This is a genomic window from Pseudomonas sp. 58 R 12 (genome assembly GCF_900005865.1).
In the GTDB taxonomy this organism is placed as follows: domain Bacteria; phylum Pseudomonadota; class Gammaproteobacteria; order Pseudomonadales; family Pseudomonadaceae; genus Aquipseudomonas; species Aquipseudomonas tritici.
Window position 1 is genome coordinate 615,863 of the sequence record NZ_CVTP01000028.1, and the last position, 25,711, is coordinate 641,573.

Genomic DNA, 25,711 nt, shown 5'->3' on the forward strand with positions numbered 1-25,711 from the left:
CTCCGATTTTTTCGTACCGTTCAAGCAGTATGGATGTACACGTGTACAACCGTGACGCCCACACCTAGAAATCGGACAGACTGGGGTTCGAGAATCCTGAATTCTCAAACGTGATAAGCGGTTTTCGCCTTTCATGCCCACGCGGCGGTATGCAATGAGAAGTGCGAGATGAGTTCTGCAACTGACCGTTATCTCAAGGCGGCGCGCCGAGCGAGCACCGAGCGTCGCTACCAGCGAGCGCTCGAACATTATGAACAGGAGTGGGGCGGACTGCTGCCGGCGTCCGGTGATAGCGTGGTGCGTTATCTGGCAGGGCACGCCGAGCAGCTGTCGGTCGGCACGCTGCGCACCCACCTGGCCGCCCTGGCCCAGTGGCACCAACAACACGGCTTTGTCGATCCTACTAAGCTGCCGCAGGTGCGCGACGTCCTGCGCGGGATCCAGGCCGAGCACCCGCAGCCGGTCAAGCAGGCCCGCGCGCTGCAACTCAATGCGCTGGAGGCTTGTATCGAGGCTTTACAGGCGCAGCGGAACAGCGAAGACGCAAGTGTTCGCCTGCGCGCCTATCGCGATCAGGCCCTGGTCCTGATGGGCTTCTGGCGCGCTTTTCGCGCGGACGACCTGTGTCGCTTGCAGGTGGAGCATGTTCGGCTGGACGCCGGGCAGGGGCTGGAGCTGTTCCTGGGCAGCGGCAAGACCGATCGCAGTCATCGTGGCCGGACCTTCACCTTGCCGGCGTTGAAACGCTTGTGTCCGGTTCAGGCTTATGAGGATTGGCTGGCGCAGAGCGGTTTCGAACAGGGGCCGGTGTTCCGGGCGATCGATCGCTGGGGCCATATCCGGGCGACGGGGCTGAACCCGAACAGCATCTCACGTCTGTTACGCCTGGCGTTCGCCCGCAACGGTCTCGACGGCGAACGCTACAGCAGCCATTCGCTGCGCCGCGGGTTCGCCACGTGGGCCAGCCGCAATGCCTGGGGGACCAAGGCACTGATGGATTATGTGGGCTGGCGCGACGTTCAGTCAGCCACCCGCTATATCGATGGACACGCGCCGTTTGGTGAGTGGCGGCGTGAGTGAGACCGCCACCGGGGCGGTAGCCGATGCGAATTTTTCTCACCGGTACTGGCGCCGCGCACCCTGATCGCCTTGATCAATCACGGCCTGTCGGCCGCGATGTATTAAGCTCGCGCCATCCGGTAAGTGCAAAGAGATGCCGGCGGTATTACTGACGAGCTCGCTTCAACGCATCGGCAGGTGCCATGGCGAGGACGTCTGGCATTCCTGCGGCCATTAACTTCAATTCCATCTCCGACCCCAGTAATCCCAACCAAGGGGACGATCTTGAATAGTGGTCTCACAATTCAGGTTCGGCCGCCAGCTTGTGCGATCTGCATTCCGCCAGTACAACAGGAATTGCCCCGACATAGCCGTACAGCAGGGCGAGCGCTTTGAACGGTAAGGTTGAGCGCTACATGCTGGCGCACGTTTACGTGCAGGATTGCTAGGATTTGCATGAGGTGGAGGACGTATAGCCAGTGGGAACAATGAGCACCTTCGGTCAAGTAGAAAAACCAGCTCGGCTCTGGTTCATGCTCGGCAAAGTGCTCAAGCGCCAGGGCAAAATCTCCTCGGGTAAGTGTGGCGAATTCGGTCGCGATGGGCGTGGCTGTGCGAAACATCGTCCTGATGGGCGACCAGATGCAATTGTCGCAGCCGGTGCAGGCGTGCATCCGGGCCGCTCGGACGTTTCCAACCTCGATGAATTTAGAGAATTAAAATTTTGCGGAAGGGTACCGTGTTTCGCGGCCTATAGCCTCTCGTGGAGGAAACGCAAAACTGTCGCAACCCGAACCGACGCGGTCTTAACGTATATTCAAGCGTGCCCGCGGTTGGTGAGCGGTTGATCCCAATATCTCGCGCCGCGCTGGGAGCTCTGACTGGTTAGGGCTGTGGTTGCGGAGAAATGACGGGACTTAGAGAGGCAGCGGTCATTTCTGATCGTCATGACGTTTTGACGATCCCTCAGCAGCCCTTCGACTGCCAGCGAGTATCCCAATAGGTTCGTCAACCTCCGCTTGTGCCGCAGCGTTGATAAAACGCCCAACATTGGGTTTAGAAGCCAGGGTGGCCCTGGCAGCTTTGATGAACTGATCTTGCATCAGCCACTTATCTGTTCTGACTTTACGGCGCCCCTTCATTTTCTACCTCGCTGGTCGAATTGATGCTGCGGCATCTCGGCCCTGACGGCTACATGAACTAGTGGTCGAAATCTGGAGTAGCATTTCTGTACCGTCGTGGCCGCTGTTCGAGCACTTCGACGCCGGCAGGGTGAGTCAACAATTTCTGAATATACTGAAAATTACCCAAGGATGAGTGGGTGCATTCGTACCGGGTCAGAAGCCAGCGGCAGGCACAGTGGCTTTGTACGCTCGGCACGCCAGTGATCTCGCGGATAGGCTCTTTCCCACAGTTGGCAATAAGCGGCATAACTCAGGCAAAGGCCCACACAGCTCCATCCGGGAGATGAACATGACGGTACCATTCGCACATATTCGTACCCAGCGCGAGCCTCATGCTCCCTCAGGTACATCAGAAGGCAGTGTAGCTCTGCATGCCACTATCTCGATTGAAGCCAATTCAGATAGCACAATCGAGGCCTATTTAGCCGGCTTACAGATGTTCAACTAGCTCTTTGAGTGGCGCCTCGCAGATTATTCACAAAAGGTGCTCGATATCATCATCGACTGCTTCCTCCCGGCAGAATCAATCCCTCGATCGCTTCTGGACAAGGGTGTAGCTCAAGGCACCAGCCGCTCCGGGATCTTCGAGAGCGGGGACTGGATTTCACGAGGGCAGTGGCTTCAGCTGGCATCCGCCAGCAGTCACGAGGTGGTCGTTGATCCCGATCAGATGCTGGCTGATGGGCGGATTTTTTCACTACGGCCTGGCAAAGTCGATTTCTTCCCTATTTATGGGTTGGATGGCACGAACGGCTACCGGCCAATCGAAAGCCTTCATAAGACGCTCTCAATCCTGAGCGCCAGGATGAACGCATGGTCAATAGCTGCATGGTTTCAGTCCGAAAAATCGACGCTTGGCGGGATAGCACCAAAGGCCCTGCTCGCGCTCGCGCCAGACAGAGTGCTCGCCGCTGCTGAACGCAAACCTCGAAAGCGCACTAAGAGCAAACCAAGGCGTGGCTCCTCCCCACCCGACAGCCGTTGACCGGTCGTGCCTCAGGCGTCAAGTCGAGCACGGCTCACAAATCTCATAAAACGAGAAGATGAGGGCCTGCCCGATGAAAATCACGAGCCGCATGGGGGGCGGCGTAGTCACCGACGTACGTTGCGACCGACGTGTGCGATTGCTCCATGCGCCTAGACAGCGGCAACGTCGAGTACGGGGTTCTATTGGCCTACTGAGGTTACGGCGCGTCATACGAGGGTGCGCAGTACGAAGTGCATCTGTGCGAGGGCTGCTTCTTCGGCGCCCTCGTATACCTTAGACAGGCACGACGCATCCAAAACATGTTCCGCGATACCGCTCAGTCCGCAGAAGCCGTGTAGCATTGACAAAGAGTTAGGGCCATATCAAGTATAAAGCGCCATCACAATCCCCCCGATTGCATCTCTCACTTGGGCTTTCTGTTTTCGGGTAGTCTCGACATTTCGTCCATATCGTCCAGACGGCAGAGTTCAATATAGTGCTGAAACTTAGCCACATTCGCGAAGTCCTTCTGAGCGGCAAGATTGGTCGCGCGATTATTGATTAGCTCCTGCTCAATAACTGCCGCTGCTGCATCTATGTAAATAAGCTGATTCGCCCGACAGAGCTTAACGAGGAATTGTGCCAAACGCAGTGCGCCCGGGTCGAGGTTCATCACGTGCCTTACCTCGCCTAGGTGGCGTCCGGAGCACCCTGCCCACATGACGCTCACGGCATGCCCCTCTCTGCAAAGGGCTTGTCGCAAAACTGACATTTCTTCAGCAATTCAACATTGTGCTTAGCCCACACTTTAACCTCAGGAAGAAAGCGACGCCAATACGTGTATCCCAGATTTTGGCGAACCTCGTCGGCGCAGGCAGGGAAGTAAGCGCTCTGCTCCGACGCTCTGTCGAGCTTCTCGTATATGAATAAGTAATCACGAGCTGAAAATGAATGGTTGAATCTTGACTTAAAAGCAGCTTTCAAGGGATGGTTAGTATGTTGACGAAGTAGTCTGTTGAAAGCCAAAGCATCCGTGCCAGCCGAGATGATCAAAAATTAATTTTACCTGCCTAGAGCTCCAATTACAGCGTGATAAACTTTCTGCAACTTTGTTGTCGAGAACAAGATTTTGGATGAACGGGTTTCGTTTAGCATGCGAACGTAAAGATTCGTCGTTCTGAATTCGCGTTATCAGGCGCTCGCCAAGACAGGCAGGAAGGTCGTGGGAAGTTAGAATCAGAGGCGTGACAGGAGCCGAGGTGGGTGACCCTCGTTGACTCCTGCGACGGCCATAATTTTCTTGAGACAGCTTTAATTTTCTAAAATCATTGAAGAGTCCATTCCCATTGAAACCCCTGGACAGCACCAGTGTGTCATCGTGTCTGCAACGAGAAAGCGGCTTGCGATTTTTGAAGGGTGATTGGCGATCTCCCATTTGCATTCTTACGACGTTCAAATCGACATTACTAACATTATGTTTTGCGGGAAAGCACCATTGTGAGTTCTCTATGAGCGATCGAAGTGAAGGTACGAAATAAAGTCTGTCGGAAATAAATAAAAGCTGTCGCTGGCGCCTTCGAACCCCCCGATTGAGTAACCGGTGACACTTTTTTTCCGGGCCATCGTGCTCGGGACGCACTTCAGGGTTTTGACGAGCAAATGATCTACTGCACATCCGGCCGTATAGACAACTGGGCATAGCAGCTATTGTGGAAGATATCTTAGGCACTATTGCACCCTTTTTGCGGTGTTGCCCCTGGTTTCATCTTCTAAACCGGAGTTCGCAAGGCACGTGGTTTTCATTTTTAAGTGCAAATAATCTCATCACAAGTGAAAACCCATGCAGGGTTCGCCGACTAGGGTAGGGCCCATGGGCCGGCTTGCCAAGGGGCGCTGTGCATTTGGATCAATAACTTGTCAGTTTCAGTCATTGAGCGGTAGTCCGCCGGCTCTTAGTCTGTGGGACATAAACCGATGGCGGGCCGCATGAGCCTGTCACGCCCCCGTGATGATCCGTTGTGGAGCTTGACCATGACCGCTGTTGCCTACCCGCACCTGCTGGCCCCGTTGGACCTGGGTTTTACCACCTTGCGCAACCGTACCCTGATGGGCTCGATGCACACGGGCCTTGAAGAAAAGCCCGGCGGCTTCGAACGCATGGCCGCCTATTTTGCAGAGCGCGCCCGTGGCGGCGTTGGCCTGATGGTCACTGGCGGCATTGGCCCGAATGACGAGGGCGGGGTGTACGCCGGCGCGGCCAAGCTGACCACCGACGAAGAAGCGCAAAAACACAAGATCGTGACCAAAGCCGTGCATGAGGCGGGCGGCAAGATCTGCATGCAGATCCTCCATGCCGGTCGTTATGCCTACAGCCCTAAACAAGTTGCACCGAGCGCGATCCAGGCGCCGATCAACCCGTTCAAGCCCAAGGAGCTGGACGAAGAAGGCATCGAAAAGCAGATCCAGGATTTTGTCACCTGTTCGTTGCTGGCCCAGGTCGCCGAGTACGACGGTGTGGAAATCATGGGGTCCGAAGGCTACTTCATTAACCAGTTCCTCGCCGCCCACACCAACCATCGCACCGACCGCTGGGGCGGTAGCTACGAAAACCGCATGCGCCTGGCGGTGGATATCGTGCGCCGTGTGCGTGAGGCCGTGGGCCCGAATTTCATCATTATCTTCCGCCTGTCGATGCTCGATCTGGTGGAGGGCGGCAGCACCTGGGAAGAAATCGTGCAGTTGGCCAAGGCCATCGAAGGCGCCGGTGCGACCCTTATCAACACCGGGATTGGCTGGCACGAAGCGCGTATCCCGACCATCGCCACCAAGGTGCCGCGCGGCGCGTTCAGCAAAGTCACCGCCAAACTGCGCGGTGCGGTGCAGATTCCGCTGATTACTACCAACCGCATCAACACCCCGGAAATCGCCGAGCAGATCCTCGCCGAGGGCGATGCCGACATGGTGTCCATGGCACGCCCATTCCTGGCCGACCCGGAATTCGTCAACAAGGCTGCCGCTGGCCGTGCCGATGAAATCAACACCTGTATCGGCTGCAATCAGGCCTGCCTGGATCACACCTTCGGCGGCAAGCTGACCACCTGTTTGGTCAACCCGCGCGCGTGCTATGAGACTGAGCTCAACTACCTGCCCGTGAAGCAAATCAAGAAGATCGCCGTGGTGGGTGCCGGTCCTGCCGGTCTGGCGGCGGCAACGGTGGCTGCGGAGCGCGGCCATCAGGTGACGCTGTTTGACTCCGCCAGCGAGATCGGCGGCCAGTTCAATATCGCCAAGCGCGTGCCGGGCAAGGAGGAGTTCTTCGAAACCCTGCGCTACTTCAAGCGCAAATTGCAGACCACCCACGTGGAGCTTTGCCTCAATACCCGTGTGGACGTGGCGCAACTGGCGGCGGGTGGTTATGACGAGATCATCCTGGCCACCGGCATCGCGCCGCGTACCCCGGCGATCCCGGGGGTCGAGAGTGCCAAGGTGCTGAGCTACCTGGATGTGATCCTCGAACGCAAACCGGTAGGCAAGCGCGTAGCGGTGATCGGCGCCGGTGGTATCGGTTTCGATGTCTCGGAATTCCTCGTGCACCAAGGTGTGTCCACCAGCCTGGACCGCGAAGCGTTCTGGAAAGAGTGGGGCATCGACACCCAGCTGCAAGCCCGCGGTGGTGTTGCCGGTATCAAACCGCAACCCCATGCGCCGGCGCGTGAAGTGTTCTTGCTGCAACGCAAGACTTCCAAGGTGGGCGACGGCCTGGGCAAGACTACCGGCTGGATCCACCGTACCGGTTTGAAGAACAAGCAGGTGCAGATGCTCAACAGCGTCGAGTATTTGAAAATCGACGATGAAGGCCTGCATATCCGCATTGGCGCCGAGGGTGAACCCCAAGTGCTGGCGGTGGACAATATCGTCATCTGCGCCGGCCAGGACCCGCTGCGCGAACTGCAGGACGGCCTGGTCGCGGCGGGCCAGACCGTGCACCTGATCGGCGGCGCCGATGTGGCGGCCGAGCTGGATGCCAAGCGCGCTATCAATCAGGGTTCACGCCTCGCTGCCGAACTGTAAGAACCCAAACGGGGCGGTGTTAGACTACCGCCCCGTTTTTCACACAGATGTCCCGATGGGCCCCTTCGATTGGCTTCCCCGCGCACCGCTTGAACCCTTGCAGCTGGATTGGCTGCAAGGTGTCGAGCTGGCCGTGTTGCGCCTGGATTGTATCGACCCGCTGATCAGTGGCAACAAATGGTTCAAGCTCAGCGGGCATTTAGCGCAGGCGCAAAACGCCCGCGGCATCATCAGCCTGGGCGGCGCTTACTCCAACCATTTGCACGCGTTAGCCGCCGCCGGCAAGCGCTTTGACTTCCCCACCGTAGGCCTGCTGCGCGGGCATCCACAAGACACCCCTACTGTCCTCGACTTGAAGGCATTTGGCATGCAATTGCATTGGCTGGGGTATGGCGGTTATCGCGCGCGCCATGAACCGGACTTTTGGCTGCCGTGGCGTGAGCAGTATCCCCATCTGCATCCCGTGCCTGAAGGCGGCGGTGGTATTGCGGGTGCATCGGGTTGCTCCGTGTTGGTCGAGCAGGTGCGGGCGCAATTGCCCGCGTTGGGTTGGGCCGGTTACGACGCTTGGTGGTTAGCTGCAGGCACTGGCACCACGTTGGCCGGTCTGGTGCTGGCGGAGGCGGGTGCACACACGGTGCACGGCGCCATGGCGGTGCCGGATGATCACGGTGTGGCGCAGAACGTGGAGTCTATCGTTCAAGGTGGGTATGAGCTGGTGGACGCCAGCCGAGGTGGCTTTGCCAAGGTCGATCCGCTGCTGCTCGAGTTTATCGAAACCACAGAGCGGGCCTGCGGCTTGCCATTGGAGCCGCTCTACACCGGCAAGGCGTTACTGGCCTTGAAGGCGCAGATCGAAGCAGGGCGCTTTACTTCCGGCACCCGCCTGATCTTCGTGCACACCGGCGGCCTGCAAGGCCGCCGAGGGTTCAATGCCTGACACAGAACCCCTGTGGGAGCGGGCTTGCTCGCGAAGAGGGGTGTCAATTGGCATATCTGTAACTGGCCTACCGCATTCGCAGGCAAGCCAGCTCCCACATTTGAACCGGTTACCCTCGATCCAACCTATTTGACTGCCAGACCGTCACAGGCACGACGCAGCACGCTACCCATGCCGTAATCGCGTTCCATCATTCAGCAGTTTTCTTGGCAAACCGCCCCGGCATCATCCGCAACGCCGTGTTGTCCCGCAGGACGTAATGGTGGGCAATCCCCGCCAGTGCATGCAGCCCGATCAGCCAATAACCGACCTTGCCGAACCAGACATGCCAGCCTTCAATCTGCTTGGCGAGGTCCTTGTTCTCGCCAATCAACGGCGGCAACTCCATGCCATAGAACATCACCGAATGCCCCTCGGCACTCACAATCAGCCAGCCGGCAATCGGCATGCCGATCATTAGCGCGTACAGCGCGACATGCATCAGCGTCGCCAGCAGGCTCTGCCATTGCGGCGGTGCCGGCACGATCTTGGGGGCAACCCCCAGGCTGCGCGCAAACAACCGTAGCCACACCAGCACAAACACGGTAAGGCCAAACATAAAGTGCATTTCGACGATCAACGTTCGCGCACCGCTGCCTTTCGGAAACTGGCCACGCAGTTCAATGCAGGCGTAGACCACCGCCAGCAGCACCACCATCAACCAGTGCAACGCGATCGACATGGTGCTGTAGCGCGTATCGGAGTTTTTCCACGGCATCGCTGGGTTCCTCACTTATCAGGTACAGTTTATTCACGGAACAACATTGCGTTCTTTGGTGACGCAGTGCGTTAACTGTAAGCCGATTTTGAGCGTTTTGCCCCACGCAAATGCCGTTGTTTTGACCTCTATCAGTGGCTCTGCGGCATTTCCCCACGGGCCAGGCGCGCATTGATGTCGGCGATCACCGAAGGCAGGTCGTTGATGGTGTCGATCAGGTAGTGCGGGCGCGAGCCTTCGAACATCGCTTCGACGCGCTTGCGCTCGCTGGCCAGGGTGGCGGTGTCAAGGGCGCGGAACTGCGCGTAGGTCAATCCCAGTGCGTTGCCGGAGCAGGTCAGGGCCACGGTCCACATCCCGGCGCGGCGGCCTTCGAGGATGCCGGGCACGGTGTCGTCGACTTTCACGCACGCTGCCACATCATCGATGCCCAGCGCGATCACATTCGCCAGCGCCTGGGCCGGCCATGGGCGGCCGTTGGGCACTTCATCGGTCGCGACTACATGGTCGGCGATATAACCGTTGGTGGCCGCCAGGGCGACGACTTTATCCATCACTTGTTTGGGGTAGCCGGAGCAGGAACCGATCTTTATGCCTTGCACGCGCAGGCGTGCGATGGTGTCGAGGGCACCGGGAATCAGCGCCGAGTGTTCGGCGATCTTCTCGATCTGCAACGGCATGAAGCGTTGGTAGATGGCGGTTACGTCGTCATCGGTCGGTGTGCGACCGAAGGCCTTGCGGTAGCGTTCGGCGACCTGCGGCTGGTCGCACAGGGTGCGGATGTGGTCCCACTTGCCCATGCCCATCGGGCCGCGGGCTTCTTCGATAGAGACTTGCACATCGAACTCGGCAAAGGCTTCGACAAAAATCTGCGTGGGTGCGAAGGAGCCGAAATCGACCACGGTGCCGGCCCAGTCGAGGATCACAGCTTGCAGGGCATTGGGGTTCTGGTAGTTCATGCGTGTGCTCCGAAGGAAGAAAGGGTGATGCCCATGGCTTGCAGTGCCTCGGCAATGGCGGTGACGGCGGCGTGCATGTCGGTGGCGTCGACATGGCCGATGCAGCCCACGCGAAAGGTTTCCACCTGGGTCAACTTGCCCGGATACAGGATGAAACCCTTCGCCTTGACCCGCTCGTAAAAATCCTTGAATTGATAGTGCGGGTCTTGCGGAGCATGGAAGGTGACGATGATCGGCGCCTGGATCGCCGCCGGCAGGAAGCTGCGCAGGCCCAGTTCGGCCATGCCATCCAGCAGCACCTGGCAGTTGCGTGCATAGCGTCGATGGCGCGCAGGCAGGCCGCCTTCTTCAACGTATTGCAGCAGCGCTTCGTGCAGGGCCGCGACCACGTGGGTCGGCGGGGTGAAACGCCATTGGCCGGTCTTGGCCATGTAGCTGTGCTGGTCAAACAGGTCCATCGCCAGGGAGTGGCAGTTACCTTGGGCTGCGGCCAACGCGGTTTTTTCGGCGAAGACAAACCCCATCCCCGGTACGCCTTCCAGGCATTTGCCGGAGGCGGCAATCAGTGCGTCGAACGGTACCTCGCGGGCGTCGATCGGCAGCGCACCAAAGGAGCTCATGGCGTCGATGATCAAGCGCTTGCCGTGGTTTTTAATGACCTGGGCGATTTCCGGCAGTGGGTTGAGAATGCCGGTGCTGGTTTCGCAGTGGATCAGCGCGACGTGGGTGATGGCCTTGTCGGCCTGCAGCAGGCGGTCGACGTCGGCGGCGGTGGTCGGTTCGTCTTCGGCGGTTTCAAAGGTGCTGAAATCGCGGCCGAGCACGTCGCAGATCCTGGCCAGGCGCTTGCCATAGGCGCCGTTGATCAGCACCAGCACCTTGCCGTTGCGCGGTACGAGGGTGCCGATGGCGGCTTCGACGGCGAACGTGCCGCTGCCTTGCAAGGGCACGCAATGGTGAGTGTCGGCGCCGTTGAGAATCGCCAGCAGGTGTTCGCACGCGCTGGCGGTGAGCTGGTTGAAACGGTCATCCCATGAACCCCAGTCCACCATCATTGCCTGACGGGTCCGGGCGGAGGTGGTCAGGGGGCCAGGGGTCAGCAGGATCGGCGCGGTGGTCATTTCAAATTCTCGCAAGGCATCGGGGGCTGAAGCTACGGCGACTAAATTGCAGTTTGGCTTGTCATCAATCAAATTGTTTGTTGTTATGCGAGCTATCAGTGAGGCCGATAGCTATGAATCTGTTTCAATTGCGCGCATTCGATGCCGTGGCCCGCGAGGGCAGTTTTACCCGTGCGGCGGCGCGGCTGTTCATCAGCCAACCCGCGGTAACCGGGCATATCAAGGCGCTGGAAGAGCACTACCAGATCCCGTTGCTGCGGCGTACCGCACGTCGGGTAGAGGTGACGGAGGAGGGCGCGCGCCTGGCGGCGATCACGCGGGCGATCTTCGGCCTGGTAGATGAAGCGCAGGCGATGCTGGAGGCCAACCAGCAATTGCTCACCGGGCGCCTGGAAGTGGCGGCGGACGGCCCGCATCTGGTGATGCCGATGATCGCCAGCCTGCGCGCGCGTTACCCTGGGATTACCGTCAACCTGCGCTTGGGCAACGCCCAGGAAACCCTGGCCGCGTTGTTGTCAGAGCATGCGGATGTGGCGGTACTTACCGAGGTCGAGCCGCGCAACGGCCTGCATTTGCAACCTTTGAGCGAGTCGCGGATCTGCGCGCTGGTGCCTGTAAGTCACCCCTGGGCGACGCTGCCCAAGGGTATCCGCCTGGGTCAGCTTAACGACGTGATCATGGTGCTGCGCGAGCCCAGCTCCATCACCCGGCGCACCTTTGATGACGCCTGCCTGGCTGCCGGTGTACAGCCCAAGGTGCTGCTGGAACTCGACAGCCGTGAGGCGGTGACCGAGGCCGTTGCTGCCGAGTTGGGCGTAGGCGTGGTGTCGTCGATGGAAGTCAGCCCGGACCCGCGCGTGTGCGCCGTGCCGATCCAGGGCGAAGGGCTGCTGAATCGCCACATGCTTGGTTGCATGGAGCGGCGGCGCTCATTGCGCTTGATCCAGGCATTTTTCGAGTTGGCACCCTGACGGTTTTTTGGTGGAACGATGCGTTCTTGCGCTATAAACTCTGCCCCCAAAGCGCCGGCCAGTAGACGTTTCGGCGCGATGGACGAAAAGAGAGTGAGTCATGGGCGCACAGTGGAAAGTCAAACATAAAGAAGCGGCATCCAATGCCAAGGGCAAGATCTTCGGCAAGCTGGTGAAAGAAATCACCATCGCCGCCCGCAACGGCGCCGACACCGCGACCAACGCCCACCTGCGTCTGGTGGTGGAACAGGCCAAAAAGGCCTCGATGCCCAAGGAAACCCTGGAACGCGCCATCAAGAAAGGTGCCGGTCTGCTCGGCGAGACCGTGCAATACCACCGTGTGACCTACGAAGGGTTCGCCCCGCACCAGGTGCCGCTGATCGTCGAGTGCGTGACCGACAACATCAACCGCACGGTGGCTGAAATCCGTGTGGCGTTCCGCAAGGGCCAACTGGGTGCCTCCGGCTCCGTGGCTTGGGACTTCAACCACGTCGGCCTGATCGAAGCCTCGCCGGACAACCCGGACGCCGATCCGGAAATGGCCGCGATTGAAGCCGGGGCCCAGGATTTCGAAGACGGCGAGGAAGAGGGCACCACCCTGTTCATCACCGAAACCACCGACCTGGATGCTGTACAGAAGGCGCTGCCGGAGCAGGGCTTTACCGTGTTGTCGGCCAAGCTGGGTTACCTCTCGAAAAACCCGGTGAGCGGTTTGAGCGCCGAGCAGATGGCTGAAGTCGAAGCCTTCCTGGAAGGCCTGGACAACCATGATGACGTGCAGGATATGTTCGTCGGCCTGGCTGGCTAAAACGCGGTAAAAATATGGGAGCTGGCTTGCCCGCGATGGCGGTGTATCAGTCACTGGAAAGGTGAATGACACGACCTCATCGCAGGCAAGCCAGCTCCCACAGTTGGATTGGGTTTTAGCCCTGGTTCAGCAGCGCTTCGATTTCCTCGAAGCCAGGCCGTGCCATCACCTCTGGTTGACAGCAATTTCTTTGCAGCTCCATCCACTGCGCGTTCACTCCCGACTCAACCCGCTCCAACAACTCCCCCAGCAACACCCCAAACGCGCGCACTTCAATCCGTTGCAGCGCTCTGGTTTCCACGGTGTCCGCCGTGGCATGGAACGACGCTGCGCCAAAGTCCCCGAGTAAACAATCCCCGGCTTCATTCCACAAAATGTTGTGGCCATACAGATCGCCATGGGTGATGCCGTGCCGATGCAGATGCGCGCCCACCGAAGCGATACCCCGTGCCATACGCAAGGCAACGTCAAAGCTGAAGCGCACGCCCGGTTCGTAGATATCCCGGGTGCACGAGGCCAGGCTCGGCAGTGCCGCGAGGTTGCGGTAGCTCGGGTCGATCAAGTCCATCACCAGTGCGGCCTGGTTATCGGGGTGGCCGACTACCCGGCCTTGCACCTTGATCAGGTTGGGGTGCAACCCGGCGGCGACGCAGGCCTGCATTTCGTGCAGCGGCGAGCCGTCGCTGGTGATGCTGCCCTTATAGAGTTTGACAGCGACGAGTTTGCCTGACGGTTTCCACAGCGCTTTGCGGATAACGCCGGAAGCGCCTTCGCCGAGGACTTCGGCCAGTTCCAGTTCGGACCAGGGAATATGTGGTGTGGCGTCATCACCTGCCACCTCCATCGCCATTTCCACCGGGTTACCGGCATAGGCCAGCCAGGTCAGGCTTGGCAGGGCCAGTAGCCATTCCGGCAGCTGGGTGAAGCGGTTGGAGGCGATGCGCAGCAATTCGAGGTTGTGGCAGTGGGTCAGGCTTTCCGGCAGGTGCGTCAGTCGGTTGCCGGCCAGCATCAGTTTTTGCAGCAATGGCCGTTCGCCCAACTCGTCAGGCAGCTCGCTGATCTGGTTATCGGTCAGGATCAGCCAGCGCAACAACGGCGGTAACGCGGCGGCAGGCACGTGGCGGATCTGGTTGGCCTTGAAGCCGATCATGCTCAGTCTGGTGCACTCGCCCAGGCAGGCTGGCAGTTCAGTAAAGAGGTTATCCGAGCAAAACAGCACGCGCAGGTGAGGCAGGCGGTGCAGGTCGTCGGGCAGGCTGCTCAGGGCGTTACCGCTGAGGTTGAGGATCTCCAGCGAGTCGGCCAGTTCGAAAATTTCCTGGGGGAATTCGGCCAGTCCGCAGGACAGGTCCAGCCGTGTGATACCGGCCAGTTGGCCGGCCTTGAGTTGGGCGAGGGTATTCATGAACGGCGCAGTCACTCGGCAAGGGGGCGTGAATGGCGTTCATGATACCGGGTCGCGCGAGCGTTGCGGGCTGGCCTGTTGCAATTGTCCGAGACGGCTGGCGGTGCGGGCGAGGTCGATGGCTTGGCCACCCAAGGCAATGTTGAGGGGCTGCTCGCCGATCAGAACCAGTTGCTTGTCCCGGTCGTAGAGTACGTCCACCAGGTTGATGAATCGCTGCTGCACGGCAATCGGGCACTCCGCCAGTGGTGGCAAGCCGTCGATGACCCAGTAATCGTAGTCCTGGCACAGCAGCAAGTAGTCCATCACTGCCGTCAACTGTTCGCACAGGTCGTTGAAGGTGAAGGCAATGGAGCGGCCTGTATGGCGGCGACATATCAAGGTTCGAGTGCCGACGGGCAAGGGCTGAGGCGTGCAGTTTACAGGAGGCAAACCGAGTGCTTCGCGCTGGCTCGCGGTCCCCGGCCAGACATAGTGACCGCTGGTAAAGCGTTGCGCGCTCCGAGTCTGGGGCAGGCTGCGAAAATCCTGGGGCGAGCTGACTTCCAGCACCTCCATACGCGCGGCGATCAGGTCGATCACCGGCTTGAAACGCTCGTGATACAGGGGGTTGGGTAGCAAGTCTTGCGGCGCATAGTTGGACGTTACCAGCACCAGCACACCGCGTCCGAACAGCGCCTTGAACAGCCGCGATATCAGCATGGCATCGCCGATGTCGTGGACGTGGAATTCGTCGAAACACAGCACCCGGCAGTCCGTCAGCAGTTCATCCAGGGTCAAGGCCAGGGCATCGTCTTGCCCGCGATGCTTGAACATGCCGCGATGCAGTTGGGCAAAAAAGTCATGGAAGTGCACACGTTGCTTCTCGGTAATCGGCAACGCCTGAAAAAAACCATTCAGCAGCCAGCTTTTGCCGCGCCCCACCGGCCCGTGCAAATACAGGCTGCGGGTGGACTGGCCGGTGAGCAGGGTCTTGGTTTCACGGGCCAGGGCGGCAATGGCGCGGGTTTGACCAGTGCTCAGGGTAAAGCCCTGTTGCTCGGCTTTTTGCTGAAAGAATGCAGGGATGGGCGAGTCGTCGAGGCTGTCGGTTCTTTTACCGAGGAGGCGACGGATAAGGGGAAGCACGGCCAATGCAAGTCACTCTGTATTTCAGTGGTCGCTTACTGTAGGGCGCCCGCGGCGATTTGACCAATAGAGAAGGGTGCCGCTTGCCGGCACCTGTCTCGATAGCGTCGTGCTGGGCGTGGGCTTCTAGAACTTCAGCATCTGCGGGGTGGGCTGGTCCACTGGGCTGACCACCGCATAGTTGTAGCCAGCGCCGGACCAGTATTGGGCCTGCAAGCCATCGGCACTGCGACTGCCACGGGGCAGGAAGCCGTTTTCCGGGCCCGGTGGGCGGATGTAGAAACTGATGCGCCGCCCCTGTGGGTCTTCGTATAGCACCATGGCGGCGGCACCTTGCTCGGTAGTGAGCAGGCGGCCGCTGACCGGCATGAAGCCTGATGCGCTCAAGTCGGGCAGGCGGTGGGCCTGGTTGAAGTAGCGGTCGAGCCAAGCCTGCATCGTGCCGTTGCCCTGGACTTTGTAGTCGGCGGGCATGATGCCGTCCTGCGCAAACAGGCGGAAGGCTTGCATCGCATCGGCCATCGGCAACAGGGGAGGCTGAGTGGCTTCACGGGCGTGCCAGCCACCCAGGCCACCGAGGCTGACGGCGATCAATAGCATGGCTGCCGTAGCGAAATGGCGGCGCGATTGGCGCTTGATGCGCTGGCGAATCAGTGCCGGGTCCAGGTCCGGGTTAGCCGGCTGTTGCAGGGCACCGCCCAACGCGGCGCGCAGCAATTGCGCGTCGTGCTGCCAGGCGTGGACCTGGGCTGCGACGTCCGGATGGGCCGCCAGATAGGTTTCCAGGACACGGCGATCACTTTCCAGCAGTTGGTGATCGACGTAGGCATGCAAATCGCGTTCGCTGGGAGGCAGGCTGATCATTTGAGTATCCGCAGGGAAGGGCTGGCAATTTCGCCATCACTGAGTTGACGCAGGGCTTGGCGTGCCCGGGACAGGCGCGACATCACGGTGCCGATGGGCACATCGAGGATTTCGGCGACCTCCTTGTAGCTCAAGCCTTCGACCGAGACCCACAGCAGCAGGGCGCGCTGCTCGGTGTTGAGTTGATCGAAGGCTTGCAGGGTTGACTGGGCGATCACCGTACGTTCGACCGACGGCTGCGCATCGTCGCGTCCGGTGAAAAATTCGAGCATGCGAGCGTAGCGCCGGGTGCGGCGATGGGCGTCGAGGAACTGCCGATAGAGAATCGAGAACAGCCAGGCGCGCAAGTCGCCTTCGACGCGTTTGTCGGCCCAACTGATGATCGCCCGTTCCAGGGTTGACTGTACCAAGTCGTCGGCGCTGCTGGCGTTACGCGTCAGGGACACGGCAAAACGCCGCAGCCTGGGGATGAGTTCACGTAACGGTTCGTCGAGTTCATGCATGGCGAGCTGGCTGTTCACTACGCTGGGACTAGAGAGACGTGCGGCGATGAAGGTTATTCCCCCTTGCGGGGAAATAAATCCAAGGCCAGGGAATAGAGCCGATCGGCGTTCGTCTTAATGCTCCGACCTTATGTTCTCCCCTACGGCCTTGGGCCCTGGAGTTTCTTCATGGTAGATCACTCATCACCGCCCCGTCCCCCCTTGAGCACGGCGAGCCTGATCGCGCGCCTGGCGGGTATCGGAGCCGTGGTTGCGGTTGTGGCGGGGGCATTTGCCTACGTCAATGGCACCCTCGACCCACAGCGCCTGCGTCCGAAAACCCTGGTCAATGCCCTGGAAACCAACAACGGTGTCCACCCTGGCTTCCGGCGTAACCATGCCAAGGGCGTGTGCGTGGCCGGGTATTTCGAGAGCAGCCCCGAGGCGCGTGCCTATTACAGCGCCCAGGTGTTCAACGAGGCCAAGACCCCACTGATTGGCCGATTTGCGTTGCCCAGCGGCAACCCCTATGCACCGGACAGCAGTGTGCCGATCCGCAGTTTTGCCGTGCAATTCAGCCAGGCCAACGGCCAGCAGTGGCGCACCGGCATGAACAGCATGCCGGTGTTCCCGGTGGGCACGCCTGAGGCGTTCTACCAACTGCTCAAGGCCGGTGCGCCGCAGCCTTCCACCGGCAAACCGGACCCGGCGGGCATGCCGGCGTTCTTTGCCGCCCATCCCGAGACTGCACCGTTCCTGGCGTGGGTCAAGACCGCCAAGCCTTCGGCCAGTTACGCGACCGAAACCTACAACGGCATCAACGCGTTCTACCTGGTGGGGGCCGATGGCAAGCGCCAGGCCGTGCGTTGGGGCGTAGTGCCGCAGAGTCAGGATGCAGCGGGTGATACTGCGCCTGCCGGCAGCGATTTCCTGGAAAAGGACTTGGTACAGCGCCTCGCTGTCGGGCCGCTGCGCTGGCAGTTGAACATGACCCTGGCCAACCCCGGCGATCCTTTGGACGATGCAAGCAAAGCCTGGACCGGCGAGCATAAAGTCATCAACGCCGGCACCCTGGTGCTGCAAAGCAGCCAGGCTCAGGCCGATGGCGATTGCCGCGACATCAACTTCGACCCGCTGATTCTGCCCAGCGGCATCGAAGCCTCCAATGATCCGTTGCTGGCGGCACGTTCGGCGGCGTACGCCAGCTCGTACCTGCGCCGCGCCGGTGAAGTCAGCCCGTTGCACAGTGCCCCTCAGGAGTCGAAGCCATGAATGCTCAACCACGGTTTTTCGCTCCCCTGGCGCGCCTGCTGCACTGGTTGATGGCGCTGATGGTCATCGCCATGCTGTTTATCGGCGCGGGCCTGGCGGCCTCGGTCTCGGAGCGGCATGAATGGTTGATCCACCTGCACAAGCCGCTGGGGATCGCGATTCTGGCGCTGGTGATCGTGCGGCTGGTGGTGCGCTTCTCCACGCGCCAACCACCGTTGCCCGCCGACTTGCCGCTGTGGCAAGTGTTGGCGGCCAAGGCGTCTCACCTGGTGCTGTATGCCTTGATGCTGGTGTTGCCGCTGCTGGGCTGGGCGATGATTTCGGCGGCGGGCGACCCGGTGATGCTCAGCAGTTCAGTGCAGTTGCCGGCGCTGGTGGGGGCAAATGCGCCTTTGTTTGCGGTGCTGCGCAAGGCCCATGGGTTCCTGGCCTATCTGCTATTCCTCACCGTGTTGTTGCACCTGGCGGCGGCGCTGTTCCATGGGCTGATTCGCCGTGACGGCGTGCTGCAAAGCATGACCGGCAGTAAAGACTGAGACCGGTTTCGGGGGCAGTGTGGCCAGCCAGTAGATCAACGCCAGCAGGTTGATCGCCGCGCCCAGGCCGCACACCCCGATCCACCCGGCCCAGGCATACATCGCCGTGGCACTGACCGATCCCACCGCACTGCCCACTGAGTAAAACACCATGTAACCCGCCACCAGCCGACTCTGTGCATCGGGGCGTACCGCATAGATCAGGCTTTGGCTGGTGACGTGCACGGCCTGCAAGCCCAGGTCGAACACAATCACCCCCAGCGACAATGCCCACAGCGACGATTGGGTAAAACCGATGGCAACCCAGGAGAGCAGCATGAGCAGCAGTGCCGTGCCGCTGACCCATTGGGCGAAGCCCTTGTCGGCCAGGCGTCCGGCGTGCGCAGCACCCAGGGCTCCGGCGGCACCGGCGAGCCCGAAGAGGCCGATCTGCGTGTGCGAAAGCGACAGCGGTGGTGCGCTCAAGGGCAGTACCAATGGCGTCCACAGAACGGTGCCGGCGGCGAAAATCAGCATCGCCAGCACGGCGCGGTCACGCAGGACTTTTTCCTCTTTGAACAAGCTGAAAACCGAGCGGATCAACGCGCCATAGGTGCCGGTCGCCTGCGGTTGCTCGGTGCGTGGCAGCACTCGCCACAGTAGGATCGCCATCAATAACGTCAGGCCCGCCGATAGCAGGTACACCGAACGCCAACCCGCGAGGTCAGCCATGGCGCCTGAAACCGAGCGCGCCAGCAGCAACCCGACCACGATACCGCTGGTAACCAGTCCGACCACGTGCCCGCGCTGTTCAGGCGACGCCAGATGGGCCGCCAATGCCACCAGCACCTGAGCGATAACGGCCAGCAGCCCGGTGAGCGCCATGCCGGCCAGCAGCCAGAAACTGTTGGAAGACAACGCCACCACCAGCACGGCGAGCGTGGAAAGCAGCAATTGGGTGACGATCAGTTTGCGTCGGTTGAGTAGATCCCCGAGAGGCACCAGCAGCAACAGTCCTACGCCATAACCTATCTGGGTGAGGGCGATGATGATGCCAACGGTGGCGTGGTCCATGGCAAAGGTCTCGGCCATGGCGTCGAGCAGCGGCTGTGCGTAGTAGACGTTGGCCACCGACAGGCCACAGGCGATGGCGAACAGCGATACCACGGCGCCGCTCAAGGGGGATGACGACATGCGGCTTATCCTTTTCTGGTTTTAAAATGAAACCAGTTGTACGGTAAGGATTCCGGTTTTATATTGCAACTACATTGTTAGTCGAGTTCAGGCAGCCTGATGGTCAAGCTCACCCGTTTTGAAAATGCCGAATGCCCGGTGGCGCGTTCGTTGGATGCCATAGGCGATGGCTGGTCGTTGCTGATCATTCGCGACGCGTTTGATGGCATCCGTCGCTTTGGTGAGTTCCAGCGCAGCTTGGGGATGGCCAAGAATATTTTGTCCGCGCGCTTGCGCAGCCTGGTGGCCCATGGCGTGCTGGAGGTCGTGCCGGCGTCGGATGGTAGTGCGTATCAGGAGTACGCCCTCACGGAAAAGGGTCAAGGCCTGTTCAACGTGATCATCGGGTTACGGCAGTGGGGGGAAGGGTTTTTCTACGGGGCAGGCGAGGCGCATTCGGTGATGGTAGACCGCGCCCAGGGTGAGCCGCTGCGAGCGCTGGAATTGCGCTCCGCGGATGGACGCTTGCTGGGGCCCGAGGATTGTCGGCGGGTGCCCGCCGAGTCGGTTTAACGCAGCTCGTCGACGATATAGGCCACGGTGCTCAATACATCCTTGCCCAACTGCATCGAGCGTTTACCTGACCAACCGGTGTGCGGGTTGGGGGCGTCGTCGTTGTCCTTGAAGGGCATTTCAAGGGTCAGGGACAGGCAGTCGTATTGCTCGCCTACCGCGTTGCAGGCCAGGCTCATGTTGGCTTCTCCCGGCAGGTCGCGGGTGTAGCCGAAGGTGGTCTGGAAGTCGCGGGTCAGGCCACTCAAGTGGCTGCGGAAATGTTCTTCCAGCGTCTCGATGCGCGGGGTATAGCCGGGGTTGCCTTCACAGCCAGCGGTGAAGACGTAGGGGATTTCCTCGTCGCCGTGGATATCGAGGAACAGGTCAACGCCGTACTTTTCCATTTGTTGCTGCACGAACAGTACTTCCGGGCTGTTCTCTTGGCTGGCGCTCTGCCAGGCGCGGTTGAGGTCCTGGCCCATGGCGTTGGTGCGCAGGTGGCCGTGGAAGGCGCCGTCCGGGTTCATGTTGGGCACGAGGTACAGGTCGGCGACTTTCAGCAGCTTTTTCATCTCATCGTCGCCGTCCTGTTGCAGGCGTTCGATGATGCCTTCCATAAACCATTCGGCCATGTGCTCGCCGGGGTGCTGTTGAGCGATGATCCAGATGTTGCGCCGGCCTTCGCCCCCTTTACCCCGCCGTAGCAGTTGGATATCACGGCCTTCAACACTTTTACCGGTGGCCAGCAATTGGGTGCCCGTGCGGTTCAGGGCCTGTTCGATCAGCCAGTCGTGACGCTCGCGGCTATAGGGTTCGAAATAGGCGAACCAGGCATGTTTTTCGCGGGTCTCAAGGCTGATATGCAGGATTTCCCCATCAAATCGCGAAGGTACCCTAAACCAATTGGTGTGGTCGTAGGACGCCACGGCGTTGTAGCCGCTCCATGCGTTGGGGTAGGAGGACTGTCCCGCGTTGCTCAGGCGAAAGGTATGGGTGTGGCCCACATGCATGCCTTCGGCCTTGAAGTGGAACCACTGGTAATGCGCGCTGCAGGTATCGGGTTTGATTGCCAGCAACAACTGATAGGCATCGTGGGCATCCAGTACCTGGATATTGCCACTGTCGAAGTCGGTGCTTATTTTGATGGAGGTCAAGGCCACGGTCATAGTCTGGTTGCCTGAGTATGAGTGTTGTGGCGGCTATATTACACAGGAGTCTGGTAAAGACCGGATGCAAAATTGTTGCGAGAGGGAGGGGGGCGTCGTCCTTGACGCCGCGGCAGCTTAGAATCTATGAGATTGATTCTCAAGCGCTAATTCGCAAAGATGTGGGCTGGAGCTACCCGCTGGCTTTCTTTTGGCGATGGTCTTTTGCTACCATGCGCACCATCAAGTAGCACACAGTCTTCATTAGCCTGAAGCCACGCCAGGGAAACTGGCAAAAAAAAGACCCGGCCAAAGAGCCGGGTCAAAAACCGTGATTAGCCTGATGAGGAGATATTCCAAGAGTCCGACCTAAGGTCCCTTGGTCTATCGACTGATCTCGCGATCAGCTAGGTCCAATAATAATCATTATCATTTGCAAGTCAAATGTTTTTATCCGTGGGATAGAAATATTTTTTCTAGGCGCCAGTTATTTGTTCGCTTGAGCCTCTGGCACCTGCAATGATCGCTCCACCATCGCCTTCGCCATATCGATCAAATACACCACTGAAAACGCCATGTCACGATGACTGCCCTGATGGCTGCTCGCTGATTCATAGGCCGTTGCCGCGGCGCTGCGCAACAGCTCCGAGGCGTGCACCAGGGCTTCCTCCTGGCTGATGCCTGGATTGATGGCGAACAAGGCCTCGTCAGGGGTTGATGCCGACATATCTTCTTTCAAGTAAAAGTCCAACGCACGCTTGGCGGCACCGCTGCTGCGCAGATCGTGCAATTCGTTGTCTTCCGGGATTTCAGGCAGGATAAGCGGGCTTGTCGTCATAAGGGGCGGTACTCTGGGTGGATGTCGAAAACCTTATGTCCGATGATAGTACGTATCGTATTTATGTCGTTTTATGGATTACTACAAACTGTTTATTGCCCTGAAAACTACGTGACGTATTGTCAGCCCCATGGATAACTGGATCGCGTTGGTCAAGGCCAACATGGAAGACCGCAAGGTCACGCAAGGTGAGTTGGCTGAACGCTTGGGCATGTCCCAGGGCGGCGTGGGCCATTGGCTCAACAAGCGCCGTGCACCCAGCCTGGCGGACATGAACCGGGTATTGGCGGCGTTGGGCCTGGGGTATCTGGAGGTCGCGCTGGACATTCGCGAGCGGGCCGATGAAGTGCCACTGGAGAAAAACTACAACCCGTATTTCCGCTATCCGGTCAGCGATTGGAAAGGGCTGTGCGAAATCCGCGAAGAGCGAACGCCTTATGGCACCGCCCGTTTCGAGTTGACGGATTATCATGCCCACGGCGATGCCTTTTGGCTGCCGGTTACAGGCGATGCCATGACGGCACCCAGCGGGCTCAGCGTGAGTGCGGGCATGATGATTCTGGTCGATCCGGCCATTGCCGCCGAGCCCGGCAAGCTGGTGGTCGCCCAATGGGCCGAGAGCCCCCAGGCGACCTTCCGTCAGTTGCTTGAAGAGAGCGGCCAGCTCTATCTGGTACCGCTCAATCCCACTTATCCGAAACGGCAGTTCACCGGCGATTGCCGCATTCTCGGCGTCGTTGTGCAGGCCACGGCAAAGTTCTAGCCCGCTGTTTCCAGCTCCACCAACGCGCAACCTTCGGCAACCATTTCGCCTTCCTGGCAGAACAGCGCCTTGACCACTCCAGCCTCGGGCGCGCGGATGCTGTGTTCCATCTTCATGGCCTCCAGTACCACCAGTTGCGTGCCGGCCTCCACGTTGTCCCCGACCTGCACCAGCACGCGCACTATGCTGCCGTTCATCGGCGCCGTAAGGCCACCTTGATGAGCGCCGCTGGCGTCGACCGCTGCAATCGGGTCAAACAGGCTGACGGCATGCATCTCGCCGTCCCAACGCAGGTACACCGTACGGTCGTGGCGTACAGCCAGATGGCTACGGCGCACGCCCTGGTGCTCGATCAACAACTGTTCGCCGCGCATTTGCGCGGTATCGGCAGCCAGTGGCACCAGCCGATCCTGACCATTGCAGCTCAAATGCAGCGAAACCTCGGCAGGTAAACCGGTACGAAAGCCTCGCTTATCTGCCCAAGGCCCGTCACCGGCCGGCAAGGTCTGTATGAACGCCGCGCCCGCTGCCTGCCAGAACTCATTGCTCAGTTCGCCAGGTATCGGCAGCAACTCATCCTGATAGCGCGGAATAAAGCCGGTATCCAACTCGGCTGCCGCAAATGCCGGATGCCCGATAATGCGCCGCAAAAAGCCCAGGTTGGTCTTCAGGCCACCCACGGCAAACTCATCCAGCATGCCCAGCAAGCGCAGGCGCGCCTGTTCACGGTCCTCGCCCCAGGCAATCAGTTTGCCCAGCATCGGGTCGTAGTAGGGCGACACGCTATCGCCTTGCTCGACACCGCTGTCCACGCGGCGGCCAGCGCCCGGCGCGGATTCGCGGTACAGCGTCAGGTGCCCGGTGGCGGGCAGGAAATCATTGGCCGGGTCCTCGGCATACAGTCGTACTTCGATCGCATGGCCGATCAGCGGCACCTGTTCCTGAGTGATAGGCAGCGCCTCGCCCTGGGCGACACGAATCTGCCAGGCCACCAGGTCGAGGCCGGTAATCGCCTCGGTCACCGGATGCTCCACCTGCAGCCGCGTGTTCATCTCCATGAAGAAAAACTCACCGCGAGCGTCCAGCAAAAACTCCACGGTACCTGCGCCGACATACCCGATGGCCTGGGCCGCACGCACGGCGGCTTCGCCCATAGCCTTGCGTTGTTCAGCAGTCAACCCAGGTGCCGGCGCCTCCTCGACAACCTTTTGGTGGCGCCGCTGGATCGAACAATCGCGTTCATTGAGGTACAGGCAGTGCCCATGCTGATCGGCAAACACCTGGATCTCCACGTGACGCGGCTTGAGCAGGTATTTTTCCACCAGCATCTGCCCGTTGCCGAAGGACGACAGCGCCTCACGCTGTGCAGAGGCGAGGGCTTCGGCCAATTGGCTGACATCCTCGACCACCTTCATGCCTTTGCCACCGCCACCGGCCGTGGCCTTGAGCAGCACCGGATAGCCGATACGCTCGCAGGCCGCGCGGAAGGTTTCCAGGTCCTGGGCCTCGCCGTGATAACCCGGTACCAGCGGCACGCCGGCGGTTTCCATCAGCGCCTTGGCGGCCGATTTGCTGCCCATGGCGTCGATGGCCGAGGCGGGCGGCCCGAGGAAGATCAAGCCGGCGGCTTCGATCGCACGGGCAAACCCGGCGTTCTCCGACAGAAAACCATAGCCCGGATGAATTGCCTGGGCACCACTGGCCTGGGCGGCGGCGATCAGTTTATCGATTTGCAGGTAACTGTCGGTGGCTTTGCTACCGCCCAGGTCGACACGGATATCGGCCTCACGGCTGTGGCGTGCATCGCGGTCGGTGGCGCTGTGTACGGCCACGGTTTTCAGGCCCATGGCCTTGGCGGTGCGCATCACGCGGCAAGCGATCTCGCCACGATTGGCGACCAGCAGGGTCGTGAGTGGGCTCATGAACGCGGCTCCTGTGGCTGCCAGCTCGGTGGACGTTTTTGCAGGAAGGCGCGCAAACCTTCCTGGCCCTCGGCGCTGACGCGAATGCGCGCAATCGCATTTTCGCAATAGCGACGCAGGGCCGGAGTGAGGGCGCCGTTGCCGACTTCGCGCAGCAAGTCTTTGCTGGCACGCATCGCCGCCGGGCTGTTTTGCAGCAGGTTGGCGACCCACTGTTCCACCTGCTGGTCCAGCGTGTCGATTGGGTAGCTCTCCGCCAACAAACCGATCTCCCGTGCACGCTGGCCGCCGAAGCGTTCGGCGGTCAGCGCATAGCGCCGCGCCGCGCGTTCACCAATGGCCTGCACCACAAACGGGCTGATCACCGCCGGTGCCAAGCCAATGCGCACTTCCGACAGGCAGAACTGCGCATCGTCCGCGCCAATCGCCATGTCGCAGCAACTGATCAGGCCCAGTGCGCCGCCGTAGGCCGCGCCTTGTACCACCGCCAGTGTCGGGATTTTCAGCTTGGCCAAGTTGTACATCAGCTCCGCCAGTTCGCGGGCGTCGTCCAGGTTGGTGTGGTAATCCAGTTCGGCCGATTGCTGCATCCAGGCCAGGTCTGCGCCGGCACTGAAGTGCTTGCCGCGTCCGCGCAGGACTAAAAAGCGCAAGGACGGATCGCCTTGCACCTGGTCGAGGGCGATGATCAGTTCGCGGATCATCTCGGCGTTGAACGCGTTGTTCTTGGCTTCACGACTGAGCCACAGCGTGGCAAAGCCACGGCTGTCGGTGATCAGTTCGAGGGTATTGAAATCGCTCATGGGTGC

Annotated in this window: 23 protein-coding genes; 10 read left to right on the forward strand and 13 right to left on the reverse strand. The window is 60.2% G+C overall.

The features are described from left to right. The first annotated feature begins 168 nt into the window (after positions 1-168). Positions 169-1,080 carry a site-specific integrase gene (locus tag BFP95_RS27205; RefSeq protein WP_065873485.1) on the forward strand — a complete coding sequence of 304 codons (912 nt, stop codon included), beginning with the start codon at positions 169-171 and terminating at the stop codon, positions 1,078-1,080. Positions 1,081-2,727: 1,647 nt separating this feature from the next. Continuing rightward, positions 2,728-3,228, forward strand: a complete 501-nt coding sequence (locus BFP95_RS27210; RefSeq protein ID WP_175405997.1) for a hypothetical protein — start codon at positions 2,728-2,730, stop codon at positions 3,226-3,228. Between the two features lie 406 nt (positions 3,229-3,634). Here the strand turns inward: BFP95_RS27210 and BFP95_RS27215 are convergent, their stop codons facing one another. Next, a complete protein-coding gene (locus BFP95_RS27215) occupies positions 3,635-3,886 on the reverse strand; it encodes a hypothetical protein (RefSeq protein ID WP_139114557.1) in 252 nt (83 codons plus the stop codon). 1,355 nt (positions 3,887-5,241) lie between these two features. Between BFP95_RS27215 and BFP95_RS27220 the strand changes: the two genes are divergently transcribed. Both BFP95_RS27220 and BFP95_RS27225 read left to right on the forward strand, forming a co-directional pair. After that, a complete protein-coding gene (locus BFP95_RS27220) occupies positions 5,242-7,281 on the forward strand; it encodes an NADPH-dependent 2,4-dienoyl-CoA reductase (protein ID WP_065873537.1) in 2,040 nt (679 codons plus the stop codon). 55 nt (positions 7,282-7,336) lie between these two features. Further along, on the forward strand, positions 7,337-8,221 hold the full coding sequence (locus BFP95_RS27225; RefSeq protein WP_065873483.1) for a 1-aminocyclopropane-1-carboxylate deaminase/D-cysteine desulfhydrase: 885 nt from the start codon (positions 7,337-7,339) through the stop codon (positions 8,219-8,221). 190 nt (positions 8,222-8,411) lie between these two features. On the opposite strand, the gene BFP95_RS27230 is transcribed toward BFP95_RS27225, so the two are convergent. The 3 genes from BFP95_RS27230 to BFP95_RS27240 form a co-directional block, all read right to left on the reverse strand. Then, entirely contained in the window at positions 8,412-8,978 is a 567-nt protein-coding gene (locus BFP95_RS27230) for a cytochrome b (protein WP_065873482.1), read from the reverse strand. Positions 8,979-9,109: 131 nt separating this feature from the next. Continuing rightward, positions 9,110-9,937, reverse strand: a complete 828-nt coding sequence (gene phnX, locus BFP95_RS27235) for a phosphonoacetaldehyde hydrolase (RefSeq protein ID WP_065873481.1) — start codon at positions 9,935-9,937, stop codon at positions 9,110-9,112. Further along, on the reverse strand, positions 9,934-11,058 hold the full coding sequence (locus BFP95_RS27240) for a 2-aminoethylphosphonate--pyruvate transaminase (protein ID WP_065873480.1): 1,125 nt from the start codon (positions 11,056-11,058) through the stop codon (positions 9,934-9,936). The genes phnX and BFP95_RS27240 overlap by 4 nt, the downstream gene beginning before the upstream one ends. Positions 11,059-11,171: 113 nt before the next feature. Between BFP95_RS27240 and BFP95_RS27245 the strand changes: the two genes are divergently transcribed. Further along, complete coding sequence (locus BFP95_RS27245) at positions 11,172-12,029, forward strand: LysR substrate-binding domain-containing protein (protein ID WP_065910965.1); 858 nt, start codon at positions 11,172-11,174, stop codon at positions 12,027-12,029. Positions 12,030-12,129: 100 nt separating this feature from the next. Then, complete coding sequence (locus BFP95_RS27250) at positions 12,130-12,837, forward strand: YebC/PmpR family DNA-binding transcriptional regulator (RefSeq protein ID WP_065873478.1); 708 nt, start codon at positions 12,130-12,132, stop codon at positions 12,835-12,837. 115 nt (positions 12,838-12,952) lie between these two features. On the opposite strand, the gene BFP95_RS27255 is transcribed toward BFP95_RS27250, so the two are convergent. From BFP95_RS27255 to BFP95_RS27270, 4 genes are all read right to left on the reverse strand, one after another. Continuing rightward, on the reverse strand, positions 12,953-14,245 hold the full coding sequence (locus BFP95_RS27255) for a protein kinase (RefSeq protein ID WP_065910966.1): 1,293 nt from the start codon (positions 14,243-14,245) through the stop codon (positions 12,953-12,955). A gap of 39 nt (positions 14,246-14,284) precedes the next feature. Further along, positions 14,285-15,379, reverse strand: coding sequence for a cell division protein ZapE (zapE, locus tag BFP95_RS27260; protein WP_065910967.1), 1,095 nt, complete (start codon positions 15,377-15,379; stop codon positions 14,285-14,287). A 120-nt stretch (positions 15,380-15,499) separates the two neighbouring features. Continuing rightward, positions 15,500-16,237: an anti-sigma factor family protein gene (locus tag BFP95_RS27265; RefSeq protein WP_065881804.1), complete on the reverse strand. Its 738-nt coding sequence runs from the start codon at positions 16,235-16,237 to the stop codon at positions 15,500-15,502. Further along, positions 16,234-16,740, reverse strand: coding sequence for a sigma-70 family RNA polymerase sigma factor (locus BFP95_RS27270; RefSeq protein ID WP_049712599.1), 507 nt, complete (start codon positions 16,738-16,740; stop codon positions 16,234-16,236). The genes BFP95_RS27265 and BFP95_RS27270 overlap by 4 nt, the downstream gene beginning before the upstream one ends. Positions 16,741-16,908: 168 nt before the next feature. Here BFP95_RS27270 and BFP95_RS27275 point away from each other — a divergent pair, with 168 nt between their 5' ends. Continuing rightward, positions 16,909-17,991, forward strand: coding sequence for a catalase family peroxidase (locus tag BFP95_RS27275; RefSeq protein WP_065910968.1), 1,083 nt, complete (start codon positions 16,909-16,911; stop codon positions 17,989-17,991). After that, positions 17,988-18,527, forward strand: a complete 540-nt coding sequence (locus tag BFP95_RS27280) for a cytochrome b (RefSeq protein ID WP_049712601.1) — start codon at positions 17,988-17,990, stop codon at positions 18,525-18,527. The genes BFP95_RS27275 and BFP95_RS27280 overlap by 4 nt, the downstream gene beginning before the upstream one ends. Here BFP95_RS27280 and BFP95_RS27285 read toward each other — a convergent pair. Beyond that, positions 18,429-19,700: an MFS transporter gene (locus BFP95_RS27285; RefSeq protein WP_065881805.1), complete on the reverse strand. Its 1,272-nt coding sequence runs from the start codon at positions 19,698-19,700 to the stop codon at positions 18,429-18,431. The two genes, BFP95_RS27280 and BFP95_RS27285, sit on opposite strands and share 99 nt — an antisense overlap. A 99-nt stretch (positions 19,701-19,799) precedes the next feature. Between BFP95_RS27285 and BFP95_RS27290 the strand changes: the two genes are divergently transcribed. Beyond that, on the forward strand, positions 19,800-20,252 hold the full coding sequence (locus BFP95_RS27290) for a winged helix-turn-helix transcriptional regulator (RefSeq protein ID WP_065910969.1): 453 nt from the start codon (positions 19,800-19,802) through the stop codon (positions 20,250-20,252). On the opposite strand, the gene BFP95_RS27295 is transcribed toward BFP95_RS27290, so the two are convergent. Beyond that, positions 20,249-21,400, reverse strand: coding sequence for a M14 family metallopeptidase (locus tag BFP95_RS27295; RefSeq protein WP_065910970.1), 1,152 nt, complete (start codon positions 21,398-21,400; stop codon positions 20,249-20,251). The genes BFP95_RS27290 and BFP95_RS27295 overlap by 4 nt on opposite strands. A gap of 466 nt (positions 21,401-21,866) precedes the next feature. Continuing rightward, positions 21,867-22,217, reverse strand: a complete 351-nt coding sequence (locus BFP95_RS27300) for a DUF6124 family protein (protein WP_065910971.1) — start codon at positions 22,215-22,217, stop codon at positions 21,867-21,869. A gap of 130 nt (positions 22,218-22,347) precedes the next feature. On the opposite strand from BFP95_RS27300, the gene BFP95_RS27305 reads away from it, so the two are divergent. Continuing rightward, positions 22,348-22,980, forward strand: a complete 633-nt coding sequence (locus BFP95_RS27305; RefSeq protein ID WP_065881809.1) for a LexA family protein — start codon at positions 22,348-22,350, stop codon at positions 22,978-22,980. Here the strand turns inward: BFP95_RS27305 and BFP95_RS27310 are convergent. Then, entirely contained in the window at positions 22,977-24,902 is a 1,926-nt protein-coding gene (locus BFP95_RS27310) for an acetyl/propionyl/methylcrotonyl-CoA carboxylase subunit alpha (RefSeq protein ID WP_065910972.1), read from the reverse strand. The genes BFP95_RS27305 and BFP95_RS27310 overlap by 4 nt on opposite strands. Next, on the reverse strand, positions 24,899-25,705 hold the full coding sequence (locus BFP95_RS27315; RefSeq protein WP_065873467.1) for a gamma-carboxygeranoyl-CoA hydratase: 807 nt from the start codon (positions 25,703-25,705) through the stop codon (positions 24,899-24,901). Before BFP95_RS27315 ends, BFP95_RS27310 begins: the two co-directional genes overlap by 4 nt. Between the last annotated feature and the right edge of the window lie 6 nt (positions 25,706-25,711).